This window comes from Streptomyces albus subsp. chlorinus, assembly GCF_013302895.1.
Taxonomy (GTDB): domain Bacteria; phylum Actinomycetota; class Actinomycetes; order Streptomycetales; family Streptomycetaceae; genus Streptomyces; species Streptomyces chlorinus.
Genome location: NZ_VJOK01000001.1, coordinates 2,218,257 through 2,232,646, shown reverse-complemented (window position 1 = coordinate 2,232,646; position 14,390 = coordinate 2,218,257). Strand labels below are relative to the sequence as shown.

The following is a 14,390-nucleotide window of genomic DNA, read 5'->3' as shown; positions in this document are numbered from 1 at the left end:
GCCGGTGGGGTCGTCGGTGTCTTACCGGTGGTGCGTGGCATGCCGAACCCTGCCTTTCCCACGGGAGTCGGAGCGGGTCATGCGGAAGCCGCCGAGGCCGGGCCGGCGGGGTGGGTGTCCACCGACAGCTCGGAGATGCAGCGCATGACCGAGGTGCGGAAGTGAGAGGCGAAACCGTCGACCGTCTGCGTGTCCGTCTCGCGCTGCTCGGCCAGGTACGGGGCGAGCTTCTCCTCCAGGATGTGCACGCCCTTCTGCGCGCCCATGTGCCGCCCGATCCGCTCGAAGTCGCCCTCGTAGTGGATGACGCGGACCAGCACGTCGTCCTTCACGAACACGGCGGTGCCCAGCAGGCGGCCCGCCTCCTTGCCGTCGTCGTCGGTGAACACGGGCGTGCTGACCCGCTGGAAGCCCGCGAAGAGCTTCGCCACCTCCTCCTGGTGCTCCGGCTTGATCCGGTAGCTGATCGCTGCGTAGGGCATCAGATTCCTCCATCGACGTCGAGCGTGATTCCTGAAACGAACGCCGCGCTGTCGCTGCCGAGGAAGAGCGCGGCCGAGGCGACGTCCTCCGGACGGCACAGCCGCCCCAGCGGAGTCATCGCGGTGATCTTCTCGGCGACCGGGCCGCGCGCTTCCACCTCGTCGGCGACCATCCCCGGTGCGATCGTGTTGACGCGGATGCCCTGGGGCCCGAGTTCCTTGCACAGCGCCCGGGTGAAGCCGAGCAGTGCCGCCTTGGCGGCCGAGTAGTGGGCGGCGGCCGGACGGCCGCGCAGTGCGGCGGCCGAACCGATGTTGACGACGGACGCGCCGGGCGCCAGCAGCGGCAGGACGGCCCGGGTGACCCGGTAGGAGGCCGTCGCGTTGCGGTCCATGACCCGGGCCCATTCCTCCTCGTCGAGGCGGGCCAGCGGGGCGCTGCCGTCCGCCCCCGCGTTGTTCACCAGCACGTCCAGCCCGCCCAGACCGTCCCGGACGGCCTCGGCCAGCGCGGCCACCTCCGGCTGCCGCGTCACATCGGCCCGGTGCAGCGCGCCGAGCGCCTGGAGCAGCTCCTCGTCCGGCTCGTGCGCGCCGCGGTGGCAGGCCACCACACGTGCCCCGGCGCGCGAGAAGGCCAGCGCCGTGGCCCGCCCGATGCCCCGCGTACCGCCGGTGACCAGCACGCGTTTGCCTTCCAGCCCCGTCTCCATTCCCCGCTCCCCTTCCCCCCGGCCGCCGCGGCCTGCCGGGCGTCCTGTGTCACGGCGCGAGGGCCGCGTCGGGTGACAGCACCTCGTACAGCTCGTAACAGGGCTTGCGCCGCGGGTCCTGGTACGGGCGCAGCGGTGTCTTGCGCCGCTGGTGCGCCGGGCCCTGGCGCCACGCCTCGTAGGCGTCCGCCCCCTGCCAGTCGGTGACCACGGCGTACGCCAGCGGATCCCCCGCCAGCCGCAACAATTGCACCCGGAGCACCCCGGGCGTGGTGCGGAACTCGGGCTCGAAGAGCGCGTAGGCGCGCTCGACCGCGCCCGGGTCCTGGGCGGGCGCCCGGTGGTGGACCACGAGCCGGGCGGTCACCGTCACGCCACCGGCATACGCTGCTGGCTGACGCAGCGCATGGTGTTCGAGCGGAACTGCTGGAGGAACTGCTCCGGCGTCTCGACGTGCCGCTCCTCCGCCATGTAGGGGGCGAGCTTCTGCTCCATGCCAGGACGCCCGCCGCGCTTGGCCATGTACCGGGCCACGTCGTCCAGTTCGCCGTCGAACATCACGACGCGGATCATGTTGTCGTCGTGCACGAACAGCCCCACGCCGAGGATGACGCCGGTCTCCTGGCCCTGCTCGCCCCGCAGGGTGGGCCGTGCCTCGGCCTGCACCTGGGCGAACACCTCGCGGATGTCCTCCGCGTGGCCCGGCTTGACCCGGTAGCGCAGCGCGGCCAGACCGGCGGGCCGGTCCTCGATGAAGCGGGACTGCACGCACAGCATCGGGGCCGGGCCGGTTCCCTCCCGCAGGTACGGGGCGAGGCGCTCCTCGTCGAGCTTGTTGACGCGGCGGATCTCCTCGTCGGCGTCCTCGTGGTGGTGGAAGACCCGCACCACGGTGTCGCCCTGCGCGAACAGCGCCGTGGCGGTCAGCGGGTCGAGCCGTGCCGGGTCGTCGGCGAGCCGGTCGGCGACCTCCTGCTCGGCGGCTGGTTTCACCTTGTAGGCGATGGCGGAAAGAGTCATGCGGCGCTCCTGTGACCGGTGGGACGCTGAGTCGCCACGAGTGTCGGCTGCCGTGCTCAAGCCCCGTTCGGGCGTCCTTGGAATGTCCCCTGAGACGCGAACGCCCCTCGAAGTGCCTTCCGGCCGTCCCCTGGATGCTCGCACCCCACCCTGAACCGCTCAGGGCCGCAGAAGGAGGCACTCGATGTTCGAACGGGACCCCTCGGTGGACGTGCTGGTCGTCGGCGCCGGACCAGCCGGGCTCGCCCTCGCCGCCGATCTGGCCAGGTACGGCGTGCGCTGCCGGGTGGTCGAGAGCCGTCCGGAACCCCGCCCCGGCGCCCGCTGTCCCAACATGTGGCGGCGCACCCTGTACGCGCTGGGCCGGCTGGGCCTGCCGTCGCACACACTGCGGGCCCAGGGCGTCCCCATGCGCTCCAAGGTCTTCCACGTGGCCGGCCGGACGGCGCACATCTCGCTGCTGGAGGACCCCGACGACCCGCAGTGGCCGCTCCCGCTGCTGATCCGCCAGGACCACCAGGAGAAGCTCCTCTCGCTGCTGGCGGCGCGCAACGGCTGCCGGGTGCAGCGGGGCGTGACGGCACGCGTCGTCGCGCGGGAGGAGGACTGCGTCAGGGTGGAGCTGCGGGCACGGGACGGCGGCACCGAACAGCTGCGGGCCGCGTGGCTGGTGGCGGCGGACGGCGGTGACAGCTCCTTACGGGAGGCGGCCGGCTTCGACTGGCGGGTGCGGCGCCACGAGGGGATCTCCTGGTGGCAGGTGGACACCGGGTTCGAAGGGGTGGAGCTGCCCCCTGAGCGCGAGGACCTCTTCCACGCGCCGTACCGCCACGTCGGCATGGTCCCGCTGGCCGGCGGAGGGCACCGCACCTTCCTCGCGTCGGCCACCGAGGACGGGACCGGGACCCCCGCCTACGCGGATGTGGAGCGTCTGGCCAGGGAGGTGATCGGCGCGGCCACCCGGCTGAGGCATCCGCGCTTCCTGTGGTGGCAGACGCCGCGCGAGGGCCGCGCGGACAGCTGGCGCAGGGGCCGGGTGCTGCTCCTGGGCGACGCGGCCCGCGTCTTCCCCATGCCCGTGCACGGGCTGAACACGGGCGTCCAGGACGCCGCCAACCTCGCGTGGAAGTTGGCCGCGGTGGTGCTGCGGCAGGCCGAAACCGCGCTGCTGGACACCTACGAGACCGAACGGCGGCAGGTCGCCGAGGGGTTGATGACCCGCGGCGAACGGGTGCTGTACGCGGGCGTCTCCCCGGATCCGGAAGAGACGCTCGGCCCGATCCTGGACGAGGGCACACCGCGCGTGCGAACCGAACCCCCCGTGACGTACGACGCGGAACCGCTCACCCTCAGGCCCCGGGGCAGCGGGCAGCACAGCTGCGCGGGCGGTTGGGCCGCCCCCTGCCGCGTGCACACGCCGGACGGGGTGTGCACGGTCGCCGCGCTCCAGACGGGCGGGCAGTGGCTCGTCCTCTCCCCGGCGAAGACGCCGTTGAGCGTCGCGCATCCGCTGAACCCGAGGCTGGTCACGGGCGCCCAGCTGTCGTGCGGGGACCGCCCGACGATCGCCGTCATCCGCCCGGACGGCTATATGGGCGCCGAATTCCCCTACCGCACCGGCAGGCCCGCGGAGCGCGCCGTTCTCGCCTACCTCGACCGTGCCGCGGCGGGCGCGTGAGGCGGAAGGGCGTGGCGCACCGGGTGCCGAGTTTCCCTTGAGCGCACGTTGACCTGAGGTCCGGATACTCCCTCGGGTCACCCAGGAGCAGGACCACCCGAGAGGGAGTGAGCCTATGTGCGGGATCGCCGGAGTGATCGACTGGACACACGACGCCCGCGGCAGACGCGACGCCATCGAGCACATGACCGAGGTCATGCTGTGCCGGGGGCGTGACGAGCAGGACATCTGGTGCGGCGACAGCGTCGCGTTCGGGCACACTCGGACGTCGGTGATCGACCCCGCGGGGGGCCAGCAGCCGATGAGCGTCACGCACGACGGGCGGAACCTCGCGACGATCTGCTACAACGGCGAGATCTACAACTACCGGGAGCTGAGGCAGGAGCTGGCGGGCCGGGGCCACCGTTTCCGTACCAACAGCGACACCGAAGTGCTGTTGCACTCCTACCTGGAGTGGGGCACGGACTGCGTGCACCGGCTGCACGGGATCTTCGCCTTCGCCGTCTGGGACGAGCGCAGTCGGGAACTGCTGCTCATCCGCGACCACGTGGGCGTCAAGCCGCTCTTCTACGCCTCGACGTCGAACGGTCTGCTCTTCGGCTCCGAGCCGAAGGTGATGTTCTGCCACCCCGAACTGGACCCGGCCGTGGACGACGACGGGCTGCGGGAGCTGTTCAGCCAGGCGAAGACCCCCGGAACCTCGATCTACAAGAACGTGCTGGAGGTGCGGCCCGGCAGCATTCTGCGCGTCAAGGACGGGCGGCTGAGCGAGTCGTGCTACTGGAGGCTGACCGCACAGGAGCACCCGCACGACCTGGACGCCACCATCGACGCGGTGCGCACGAGGGTCAGCGACACCATCACCGAACAGCTCGTCGCTGACATCCCCCGGGGCGTCCTGGTGTCGGGCGGTATCGATTCGAGCACCATCGCGGCACTGGCCGCACCACGCCTGCGGGAGGAGGGCGACCCGCCGCTCGCCTTCGGGATGACGTTCACCGGGTACGAGGAGAACTTCCGTCCCGACGAGGTGCGGGCCACCCCGGACATCGCCTACGCGCGGCTGCTGCGGGACCGGATCGGCCTGGAGCTGACCGAGATCGAACTGAGCGCCGAGGACCTGGCCGATCCCCAGCTGCGGGCGGCCCTCGTGGACCGCCAGGACCAGCCCACCGCGCTCGGCGACATGGACGCCTCGCTCTACCTGCTCTTCAACCGGGTCAAGCGGGACATCGGTGTGGCGCTGTCGGGCGACACCGCGGACGAGGTGTTCGCCGGGTTCGTGTGGTCGCACAACCCGGAGCTGATGAACGCCCCCACCTTCCCCTGGGTCGCCGTCGGGCAGCTCCACGGGAGGGCGAGCCGCGGGCTCGGCTGCGGGCTGCTCGACGGGAAGGTGCTGGAGAAGCTGGACCTGTCCGGCTACACCCGCGCCCAGTACGAGGACACGCTGGCGGAGACGTCGCATCTGCCCGGGGAGGACGCGCTCCAGCGCCGCATCCGGGAGATCGACTACATGCACATGACCCGCTGGCTGCCGTCGCTGCTGGACCGCGGGGACCGGCTCGCGATGTCCTGCGGGCTGGAGGTCCGGGTGCCCTTCTGCGACCCGGCCCTGGTCGAGTACGCCTACAACATCCCCTGGTCGATCAAGAGTTTCGACGGCCGCGAGAAGAGCCTCCTGCGGGCGGCGTTCCGCGGCGTGGTGCCGGACGAGATCCTGGACAGGCGCAAGAGCCCCTACCCGGTGACCCAGGACGGCCGGTACGCGGCACTGCTGTGCCGGCAGCTCACGGCCGTCCTGGACGACCGTTCGTCCCCCGTGGCGGACTTCGTCGACGCGCGGGCCGCCCGCGCGGTGGCCGCCGAGCCGGAGCGGCTCGCCTCGGGAGCGGGAGCGTGGGCGGCGCGCTCCGACGTCGAGATGGTGCTCAACCTGGACGTGTGGTTGCGCAGCGGGGTGACCGTCACGTTCTGACGCCCGCCACCGCACGCGCGGCGGCCCGGGACCGGAAGGCCCCGGGCCGCCCCGCGTGCGACCGCCTCGCGCGTGTCAGGCCTTGTGCGCGACGATCAGCGTGTCCACGCCCATCGGCTGGGTGGTCAGCCCGGTGAACCCGGCGGCCTCCACCCACGAACGGCACTGGGACGGCGTGTACTTGCCGCCGTCCGGCACCGTCATCATCATCTGGAGGCTGCCCAGCAGCGGGTTGAGCGCGGTGCGGTCGTCGTCGATCATCACGTCGTAGACCAGGGCGAGCCCGCCGGGCCGCACCGCCTCGTACACGCGGCCGAGCAGGTCCGCGCGCTCCTTCTGCGCGATGTCGTGCAGCACGCCGCCCACCAGGACGACGTCGCCCTCGGGAAGGGGGCCGCCGTCCGCGGCGCGGAAGCTGACCCTGTCGCGGCCGGGGTCGGAGGCGAAGCGCTCCTCGAAGGCCGGGGCGACCTCCGCGCGGTCCACCACGACGCCGGTCAGCGACGGGTGGGCGGCCACCAGCCGGCTCGCCAGCTCGCCCCGCGAGCCGTCCACGTCCACGAACGAGGAGTGGGCGCTCCAGTCGACGGCCTCCAGCAGCTCGTCCGCGATCATCGCGTTCATCGAGTCCATGAAGGCGATGAACGGCCCGGCGAACGCGGGATCGGCATACGGGTCGCCACCCGCCTCCTCGCCGCCCGACGGCTCGGGCGGCTGCCCCGTCCGCAGCAGGTGCACCAGCTCGTCGGCGGTGCCGGCCGCCACGAACTGCCCGATGAACTCCGGGCCGCGCGCGCTCAGATGCCGGCGGGCCGCCGCCGTCGCGCGGTAGCCGTCCGCGCCGCGCACCAGCAGGCCCATGGCGGTCAGCGCGTCCAGGAAGTCCGGCAGCGGCCGGGGGTGCAGTCCGAGCCGCCGCTGGATCTCCGCGGTGCCGGTGGGACCGTCGCCGACGGCGCCGAACACGTCGAGCGCGATCGCCGCGGAGAACACCTGGGAGGCGGTTGAGGCCGCGACCGCGTCCAGCACGGGGACGAGGCCCGCTCCGACGTTGTCCGCGAGACGCCCGTTGAGGAGACGCTCCGTCATCTCGATTCCTTCCCTCCGTCATGGCCGGACTGCATCCGCACTCCTGGGCCTGGGCCTCGCAGAATGCGGAGCCCGGCTCAAGACAGCCATGGGCGCTGCTTGAGGGCCCCTCCGCCGCCGGACCCGGGGGATTCTCGACGGGAATTCGAGCACTCCCTGCGAACGTCAGCGGGTCCTGTCACGACGCCGCGCGACCGGCGGCCGGCATCCGGAAGGTGACCGGAAAGATGACCGAGAAGGAGTACCCATGACGCGCACACCCGCTTCGCGCCCGGGTTCCGGCGCAGAACCGGCCGCACGCCAAGGGGGCGATCTGCGTCATCTTCCCTCGGACCGGGAGGTACTCGATCTGGGGACGTGCGTCAACCGGTACGGGCCGCCGCCCGCCGCCGGCAGGACACTGGCCGGCATCGACCCGGCGGCGCTCCGCGCCCACCCCTACGAGGCGTCCGAACGGTTCACCGCGGCCTACGCGCGGCATTTGGGCGTCCCGGCCGGCGAACTGCTCGCGGGGCGGGGGATCACCGAGTTCCTCACCCTGCTCGCCCAGTGGTGTCCCCCCGAGGACACGGTGGTGATCACCCCGGACTACACCGACACGATCCGCCTCTTCCCCCGCCACGCGGGACCGGAACCCGGCGTGCGGGAGACCGTCGCCTCCCGTACCGAACGCGTGGCGGCGGCCATGCGCGACCACCGCTACGTGGTGCTCTCCAACCCCAACAACCCCCTCGGACTGCACATCCCCTGCGACGACCTGCTGCGGATCTGCGCCTCCCACCCGGCCGCCACACTGATCGTGGACGAGGCGTACGCCGACTTCATGGCGGACCCCGCGCAGTCGATGACCAGGTGCGGCCTGGACAACGTCGTCGTCCTCCAGTCCCCGAACAAGCTGTACGGGACCGCCGGGGTACGCGCGGGCGGCATGTGGACCCACAACGCGGCGCTCCGCAACGGGATACGGCGCCGCATACCCAACTGGCCGCTGTCCTACCTGGACGCCGCCGTGGCCACCGCGGCGCTGGGCGAGCGGGAGTGGGCTGCCACTACCCGGGCCCGGCTGCTCGACGCGGCAAAACGGATGGCGGACCTGCTCTCCGACCACTTCGGTGACGCGGTGGTGCGCGACACCCCCGTCCACTACCGGTTCGTCCACCTCGACGACCCGCACACCCTGTACGAACAGCTCGCCGACGCGGGCGTGGTCGTGCGGATCTTCTCCGGATCCGACCCGGGACGCGTGTCCGGGTTCCGGATCGTCGCCCCGACGGACCCCGAGACGAGCTGGGTCGAGGACGCCTTCTCCCGGCTGACCTCCGCCCCGGGCACCCGCACGTCCCCGGCGCTGCGCGGCTGACCCCGCGCCGCACGGCCCCCGCCCCCGGACGTCCCCCGCCTCCGGACGTCCCCCGTCCCCGGACGTCTCCGGCGCCGCGCGGCCGGCGCCCCTGCCCGCGGGCCCGCACCGCCCCGCACGTGGGCACCCCATCGGAACCGGCGAAGGTGAGGCACCTGCCATGGCTCCATCACACACGGCCGCACCCCGCGGCACCGAGTACACCCCCGTACTGATCGTCGGGGGCGGGCTGGCCGGCCTGTCCCTGTCGCTGTTCCTGTCCCAGCACGGCATCGCGAACCTCCTTCTCGAACGGCACGCCACCACCAGCACCCACCCGCGGGCCCGCGGAGTCAACGTGCGGACCATGGAGATCCTCCGCGCGGCGGGACTGGAGGAGACCGTCCGCGCCACCGAATCCGCCCGCGCCCTGCGCGAGAACCACGGGATCGTCGCCGCGCACGACCTCGCGGGCCGGGAGTTCGGCCGCATGGACGGAGCACACATGGCCGACCCGCGCCCCGAGGCGTGGCGGGACGTCAGCCCCACCCACTGGGCCCTGTGCGACCAGGACGAACTGGAACCGCTGATCGCGGGCCGCGCCCGCGCCCTCGGCTCCCGGCTGCTGTTCGGCCACGAACTGGTCTCCCTGGAGGGCACCGTGGCCACCGTCCGCGACCTGCGCACGGGCGCCGTGTTCCGCACCGACACCACGTATGTGGCCGCGGCCGACGGCGCACGCAGCCCCCTGCGCACCGCGCGGTCGATCCCGATGGAAGGACCCGGCGCGCTCGCCCACTTCGCCAACATCTATTTCCACGCGGACCTGACCGCGCCACTGGGCGACCGCCGGTTCGTGATGTGCTACCTCAGGCAGGACGACTTCCAGGGCGCCCTGCTGCCGATCGACAACCACCGGCGCTGGCTGCTGCACGTGCCCATCGGCCCCGACTGGGAGCGGGAGAAGCTCCGCTTCTCACCCGGCGCGTGCGCCGAACTCGTCCGCAAGGCCACCGGAGTGCCGACCGTGGAACCCGACATCCGCGGGGTGCTCCCCTGGGAGTCGGCCGCCAGGGTGGCCCGCCGCTGGCGGGAGGGCGATGTCTTCCTCGTCGGTGACGCCGCCCATGTGATGCCCCCCACCGGCGCGTTCGGCTCCAACACCGGCATCCAGGACGCGCACAACCTCGCCTGGAAGCTGGCCGCCGTGCTGCGCGGCGAGGCGGGCCCCGCACTGCTGGACACCTACGAGGCCGAGCGCCGCCCGGTCGCCGCCGCCACCGTGGAACAGGCCGTGCTGCGCTCCAGGGACCGGGGCCGCAAGAGCGACGAGGCACAGCCGGGCGAGGCCCTCGCCTCCGACGCCGCGGTCATGCTCGGCTACCGCTACCGGAGCGCCGCGGTCCTCCCCGAGGGCGACGCGTTCCCCGACGGGGCGGCGGCCCCCGCCGGGGGGGCGGAGGCGGCGGAGCCGGGGCGGGAGGGCACCGGGGCAGCACCCGGCGACATCATCCGCCCGGTCGAGGAGATCGCCGGTCTGCCCGGCACCAGGGCACCGCACGTCCCACTCCCCGGCGGCCTGTCCCTGCTCGACCGCTACGGCGCCGAATACGTCCTGGTCACCAGCGACACCCGGTGGCTGCGCGCCGCCTCGGAGGGCAACGGGACCGGAGTACGGCTGCGCGTCTGCCACCTGCCGGCCGACGAGGAGACCGCGAAGGAGTTCCACCTCCGGTACGGGGTGCAGCTCGACGGCGCGGTACTGGTCCGCCCGGACGGGTTCATCGGCTGGCGCAGCACCGTCGCACCGTCCCGCCCCCGGACGGCCCTGTCCGAGGCGCTGGCGCGGCTGTCGGCCGGAGGGCGTCCGGCGGCAAAAGCGCGTCCGGCGGCGGAAGTGCGTCCGGCGGCGGAAGCGCGGCCATCGGCTCCCGGGCAGCCGTCGGCGGAAGGGGGCCGGGCATGACCGGGAAGCAGGCGCCCTCCTCGAGTGGGGCCTTTGCCCCGGCGCCCTCCGCGAGCGATGCCTCCGCACCGGCGTCCTCCCCGGGTGGTGTCTCTGTGTCGGCATCTTCCCCGGGTGGTGTCTCCGCACCGGAGCCTGCGCCGGGGGGTGTCTCGGCACCGGCGCCTGCGCCGGACGGTGCGTCCGCGCCGGCGTCTTCGCCGGGCGGTGCCTCGGGTCCGGCGTCTTCCGCGAACGGTGCCTTTGAGCCGGCACCCGAACTGGCCTTCCCGCTGCCCAGCGCGGACCCCGCCGCCCCGCCGCCCGATCTGGCACGCCTGCGCGGAGAGTGCCCGGTGGCGCCGGTGCGACTGCCCTCCGGCGACCGCGCCTGGCTGGTCACCTCCTACGCCGACAACCTGAAGGTCTTCTCCGACCAGCGCTTCAGCCGGAGGGCCGCCGCACAGGACGGAGCCCCCCGCGCCCGCAACATCCCTCTCGACGCCAACTCCCTCACCACCATGGACCCGCCCGAACACACCCGGCTGCGCAGGGCACTCGGCGGGGCGTTCAGTCCCCGGCGCCTCGATGTGCTGCGAGAGCGCATCGGTGCCGTGACCCGCGCGCTGCTGTCCGAGGCGTCGGGCAGCAGCCCGGCCGACCTCGTCGCGGGGCTCGCCCAGCCGCTGGCTCTCACGGTGATCTGCGACCTCCTGGGGCTGCCGGAACAGGAGCGCGCGCGGTTCCGGGAGTGGACCGAGTCGTATCTCAGCTTCGGCCCGGAACACGCGACCAGGGCGGCCGAGGCGGCCCAGGACCTCGACAGCTATTTCGCCTCGCTCATCGAACGCCGCGAGGAGCAGCCGTCCGAGGACGTGTTCGGCGCGCTCGTCGCCGCGCACGCCGACCAGCGGCTCAGCCACGCGGAACTGCGGACGTTCGCCACGACGCTGCTGGTCGCCGGGTACGAGACCGTCGCCGCGCAGATCGCCGGTTCGCTGCGGGTGCTGCTGGAGGAACCGGCCTCGTGGAGCCGGCTGTGCGACGGCGACCGGCTCCGGGAACCGGTGGTCGAAGAACTGCTCCGCTTCGTGCCCATCGCCATGACGGGGGGCACCATCCGGGTCGCCGTCGAGGACGTCGAACTGTCCGGGACCGTGATCCGCGCGGGCGAGGCCGTCCTTCCCTCCACGACCTCCGCGAACCGCGACGCGAAGGTCTACACGGACCCGGACAGGTTCGATCCGGACAGGTTCGATCCGGCCCGGTCCGGTGCGGGCGGGCCCGGTGCGGACGGGGCCGCGGCCACGCCCCAGATCCTGGGCGACCCGGTCCACCCCGATCGCCCGGCTCCCGCCGCGGCCCCCGCCGCCCGGACGCCCTGGGCGCATCTCGCCTTCGGGCACGGCCCGCACCGCTGCATGGGGGCGCACCTGGCCCGGATGCAGATCGGTATCGCACTCGGCACGCTGCTCAACCGGTATCCGGGAGTCCGCCCGGCCGTGCCTCTCGGGGAACTGGAGTGGAACACCGCCAAGCCCATCAGGTGCCCCAAGAGCCTTCCCGTCACCTGGTGACCCTCTCCGGCGCCCGAAGCGGTACCGGGCGCCCCTGTGACGACCCTGCCGTGACGGCCGCCGCAGGGGGACCCGCGACGGCCGCCGCAGGGTGCGTCACAGGACGGACGCGCGGGTCACACCACGGCCACCGCGTAGAGCGCGAACGCGGCGGCGAGCGCCCCCGCCAGTGCCCGTGCGGCCCGTCCGGTACCGCGCCAGGACGTCTCGAAGCGGCGGGTGACACTGCCGAGAGCCACCAGCACCCCCGCGAACACGGGCAGCCACGCCAGCCGTGCGAGCACCCATCCTGGTGAGTCGGGCGCGCCGATCAGTCCGGCGACGGTACCGCCCGCACGGGAGGCGGGCACGGCCGCGGCCAGCATCGCCGTCTGGTGCCAGCACAGGATCGTCATCGCCGACAGGTTGACGACCACCACGGGCGCCCACAGCGCGGGGCGGCGCAGCACACGCGCGATCCGATCCCGCAGCAGCACGGCGGCACCGCACTGCACGGCGGCCAGCGCCAGCACCAGAAGGGAGGGTGGATGCGCGTTGGTACGGGTCTCACCCGGCACCCCCACCATCGACGCCGGGTAGCCGAAGACGAGCACCAGCACGGCGAACAGGACGGTGCCTCCCGCCAGCAGCACGAGCGCGCCACGGCGGCGCAGCCGGCCCTCCCCCCAGCACACGCCCAGCTGGTAGGCGAACAGCCAGCCCGGCAGCAGGTTGAGCAGCCCGGTCCAGGAGGGCACCTGTTCGGCGTACGGCCCGTACCGCAGGACGTCGACCACGGCGACGGCACCCATCAGCGGCAGCGCCGTCCACGCCCCCCAACGCCGCGCCGCACGCGCGCAGTACGGCGTCAGCGCGGTGACGCACGCGTAGATGCCCACGAACCACAGGGGCTGCACCACGAGCACCGCCGCTGTGCGCAGCGTCGCCCCGGGCACGCCCAGCAGTGCCAGGACGGGCAGCAGCACCGCCCACACCGCCGTGACGCCCAGCACGGGACGGCCCAGCCGCACCAGCCGACCGCGCAGCCACTGCCCGGTCGTACCGCCGCGCTCCTGTGAGCGCCGCAGGGAGAGCACCGAGGAGTAACCGCCCACCAGGAAGAAGATTCCGAGCAGTTGCAGCACCCAGCTCAGCGGAGCCAGGAAGCCGAGCGCGGACAGCGGGCTGGCGTTGTGCAGGGCCCCGCCGCCGCGCACCGTGAAGCCTCCCAGCAGCCAGTGCCCCAGCGGCACGGCGAGCAGCGCCAGGGCCCGCAGCCCGTCCACGGCCCGGTCGCGGTGCTCGGGGGTGTGCTTCTCGATGTGCCGCGCGGCTGTGCGGAACCGGTGCGTGAGGGATTGTGCGGCGGGGCGCGTGACGGTGGTCGCCTCAGCGGGCATCGGCGCACTCCTGTGAGGTCGGCGCGCACCGGACCGAGCCGTAGGCGCGCAGGGTGATGGCGGTGACGTTGTCGAGGGAGCCGGTACCGGGCCGCAGGTAGTCGCCGTGCTCCTGGGCGCCCGGTGTGGCGATGACGCGGGCGCCGAAGCCGTCGCCCACCGGGTCGGCGCCGTGCCCGAGCCCCAGGAACTCCACGTGGGGGACGTGCCGTATCCAGTCCGCGGGGGCGCGGGCCGCCCAGACCGGCACGCGGGTGTGCAGCGCCGCGACCGAGTCGGCACGCATGCCGGGGGAGCCGAGGACCACCAGGTCGGCGGCGTCGCGGCGGTCCAGCCCGGGGGCGGCCTGTCCGCAGACGACCGAGCCGTAGCTGTGGCACAGCACGGTGGGGGCCGCCACGCCGGTCTGCGCGAGCCCGCGCAGGAAACGCACCAGGCGCGGTGCGCCCGCCTCGGCCAGCCGTCCGGTCGCCGCGTCGGGACCGAGGCCGACGGGGGTGGTGTAGCCGGTCCAGGCGACGACCGCGACACGGGTGTGCGGCGCCCGCCGGGCCGCCCTGGTCCGCAGCGCGGCGGCCATTCCGGCGGGCCTGCTATAGCGGTTGGCGCCCGCTTCGTCGTAGTTGCCCAGGTCGATGTCGGAGCCGGGTACCACCACGGCGGTACGCTCGGCGCGCGCGAGGTCGCCGAACACCTCGGCGACCTGCCCCCGGCCCCGCGGGTCGAACGCCAGGATCCGCCGCCCGGGAGCGAGCAGCCGCGCGTACCGCGCGGCCCTCGCCCGCGCCTCCTGGTCGTCCTCCCGCGTCAGCCCCGGATCCCGGACCCGCCCCAACTCCTCACCCCGCGCCCTCTTGAGCGCCACCCGGTTCGCCTGGTACCGGATACGCAAGGGGACCCCATCCAGATTCCCCACCGTCAACGGATGCCGCCGCACCAGCGACCGCCTCTCGTCCCCGTCCAGCCCGGCGAAGAAATCCGCGACTCTTTCGGGGCTCGCCGTCGCGGGGTCCGGCAGTGTGCGCCCCACGGAGTGGTCCGCGCGCCAGGCCGCCGCTCCCGGCGGCGGCCCGGTCACCGGGGTCTGTTCCGTGGCACTGGTGACGCCCGACGTCCCGGCGAAGACCGCCGCGACGAGCGGTGCGGCGAACAGTGCGCGCTTGCTGCGGCGCTTCATACGGGGCTCCTCC

General features: G+C 73.4%; 12 protein-coding genes. 5 read left to right on the top strand and 7 right to left on the bottom strand.

Annotated elements, in window-relative coordinates; all coding sequences use genetic code 11:
• Positions 1-77: 77 nt before the first annotated feature.
• The 4 genes from FM076_RS10050 to FM076_RS10035 are packed head-to-tail and all read right to left on the bottom strand — an operon-like array spanning position 78 to position 2,215.
• Entirely contained in the window at positions 78-482 is a 405-nt protein-coding gene (locus FM076_RS10050) for a SchA/CurD-like domain-containing protein (protein ID WP_173869575.1), read from the bottom strand.
• Entirely contained in the window at positions 482-1,195 is a 714-nt protein-coding gene (locus tag FM076_RS10045; protein WP_173869573.1) for an SDR family NAD(P)-dependent oxidoreductase, read from the bottom strand. Before FM076_RS10045 ends, FM076_RS10050 begins: the two co-directional genes overlap by 1 nt.
• A 49-nt stretch (positions 1,196-1,244) precedes the next feature.
• A complete protein-coding gene (locus FM076_RS10040) occupies positions 1,245-1,568 on the bottom strand; it encodes an antibiotic biosynthesis monooxygenase (protein ID WP_173869571.1) in 324 nt (107 codons plus the stop codon).
• Positions 1,565-2,215, bottom strand: coding sequence for a SchA/CurD-like domain-containing protein (locus tag FM076_RS10035; protein ID WP_173869569.1), 651 nt, complete (start codon positions 2,213-2,215; stop codon positions 1,565-1,567). The genes FM076_RS10040 and FM076_RS10035 overlap by 4 nt, the downstream gene beginning before the upstream one ends.
• Before the next feature lie 184 nt (positions 2,216-2,399).
• Here FM076_RS10035 and FM076_RS10030 point away from each other — a divergent pair, with 184 nt between their 5' ends.
• Together FM076_RS10030 and asnB are read left to right on the top strand one after the other, a co-directional pair.
• Complete coding sequence (locus tag FM076_RS10030; RefSeq protein WP_173869567.1) at positions 2,400-3,893, top strand: FAD-dependent monooxygenase; 1,494 nt, start codon at positions 2,400-2,402, stop codon at positions 3,891-3,893.
• Positions 3,894-4,008: 115 nt separating this feature from the next.
• On the top strand, positions 4,009-5,871 hold the full coding sequence (gene asnB / locus FM076_RS10025; protein ID WP_173869565.1) for an asparagine synthase (glutamine-hydrolyzing): 1,863 nt from the start codon (positions 4,009-4,011) through the stop codon (positions 5,869-5,871).
• Positions 5,872-5,946: 75 nt separating this feature from the next.
• On the opposite strand, the gene FM076_RS10020 is transcribed toward asnB, so the two are convergent.
• Positions 5,947-6,960 (bottom strand): methyltransferase, encoded by a 1,014-nt coding sequence (locus tag FM076_RS10020; RefSeq protein WP_173869563.1) that lies wholly within the window; start codon positions 6,958-6,960, stop codon positions 5,947-5,949.
• A gap of 247 nt (positions 6,961-7,207) precedes the next feature.
• On the opposite strand from FM076_RS10020, the gene FM076_RS10015 reads away from it, so the two are divergent.
• The 3 genes from FM076_RS10015 (at position 7,208) to FM076_RS10005 (ending at position 11,821) form a co-directional block, all read left to right on the top strand.
• Positions 7,208-8,320: an aminotransferase class I/II-fold pyridoxal phosphate-dependent enzyme gene (locus FM076_RS10015; protein WP_173869561.1), complete on the top strand. Its 1,113-nt coding sequence runs from the start codon at positions 7,208-7,210 to the stop codon at positions 8,318-8,320.
• 160 nt (positions 8,321-8,480) lie between these two features.
• Positions 8,481-10,265, top strand: a complete 1,785-nt coding sequence (locus FM076_RS10010) for an FAD-dependent monooxygenase (RefSeq protein ID WP_173869559.1) — start codon at positions 8,481-8,483, stop codon at positions 10,263-10,265.
• A 335-nt stretch (positions 10,266-10,600) separates the two neighbouring features.
• Complete coding sequence (locus FM076_RS10005; protein WP_173869557.1) at positions 10,601-11,821, top strand: cytochrome P450; 1,221 nt, start codon at positions 10,601-10,603, stop codon at positions 11,819-11,821.
• A gap of 116 nt (positions 11,822-11,937) precedes the next feature.
• On the opposite strand, the gene FM076_RS10000 is transcribed toward FM076_RS10005, so the two are convergent.
• A complete protein-coding gene (locus FM076_RS10000) occupies positions 11,938-13,200 on the bottom strand; it encodes an acyltransferase family protein (protein WP_173869555.1) in 1,263 nt (420 codons plus the stop codon).
• Positions 13,190-14,377 carry an alpha/beta hydrolase gene (locus FM076_RS09995; protein ID WP_173869554.1) on the bottom strand — a complete coding sequence of 396 codons (1,188 nt, stop codon included), beginning with the start codon at positions 14,375-14,377 and terminating at the stop codon, positions 13,190-13,192. The genes FM076_RS10000 and FM076_RS09995 overlap by 11 nt, the downstream gene beginning before the upstream one ends.
• Between the last annotated feature and the right edge of the window lie 13 nt (positions 14,378-14,390).

What these genes read in the sequence shown, in the direction of transcription:
- FM076_RS10050 (WP_173869575.1), bottom strand. Translation starts at nt 482, where the DNA reads ATGCCCTACGCAGCGATCAGCTACCGGATCAAGCCGGAGCACCAGGAG.
- FM076_RS10045 (WP_173869573.1), bottom strand. Translation starts at nt 1,195, where the DNA reads ATGGAGACGGGGCTGGAAGGCAAACGCGTGCTGGTCACCGGCGGTACG.
- FM076_RS10035 (WP_173869569.1), bottom strand. Translation starts at nt 2,215, where the DNA reads ATGACTCTTTCCGCCATCGCCTACAAGGTGAAACCAGCCGCCGAGCAG.
- FM076_RS10030 (WP_173869567.1), top strand. Translation starts at nt 2,400, where the DNA reads ATGTTCGAACGGGACCCCTCGGTGGACGTGCTGGTCGTCGGCGCCGGA.
- asnB (WP_173869565.1), top strand. Translation starts at nt 4,009, where the DNA reads ATGTGCGGGATCGCCGGAGTGATCGACTGGACACACGACGCCCGCGGC.
- FM076_RS10020 (WP_173869563.1), bottom strand. Translation starts at nt 6,960, where the DNA reads ATGACGGAGCGTCTCCTCAACGGGCGTCTCGCGGACAACGTCGGAGCG.
- FM076_RS10015 (WP_173869561.1), top strand. Translation starts at nt 7,208, where the DNA reads ATGACGCGCACACCCGCTTCGCGCCCGGGTTCCGGCGCAGAACCGGCC.
- FM076_RS10010 (WP_173869559.1), top strand. Translation starts at nt 8,481, where the DNA reads ATGGCTCCATCACACACGGCCGCACCCCGCGGCACCGAGTACACCCCC.
- FM076_RS10000 (WP_173869555.1), bottom strand. Translation starts at nt 13,200, where the DNA reads ATGCCCGCTGAGGCGACCACCGTCACGCGCCCCGCCGCACAATCCCTC.
- FM076_RS09995 (WP_173869554.1), bottom strand. Translation starts at nt 14,377, where the DNA reads ATGAAGCGCCGCAGCAAGCGCGCACTGTTCGCCGCACCGCTCGTCGCG.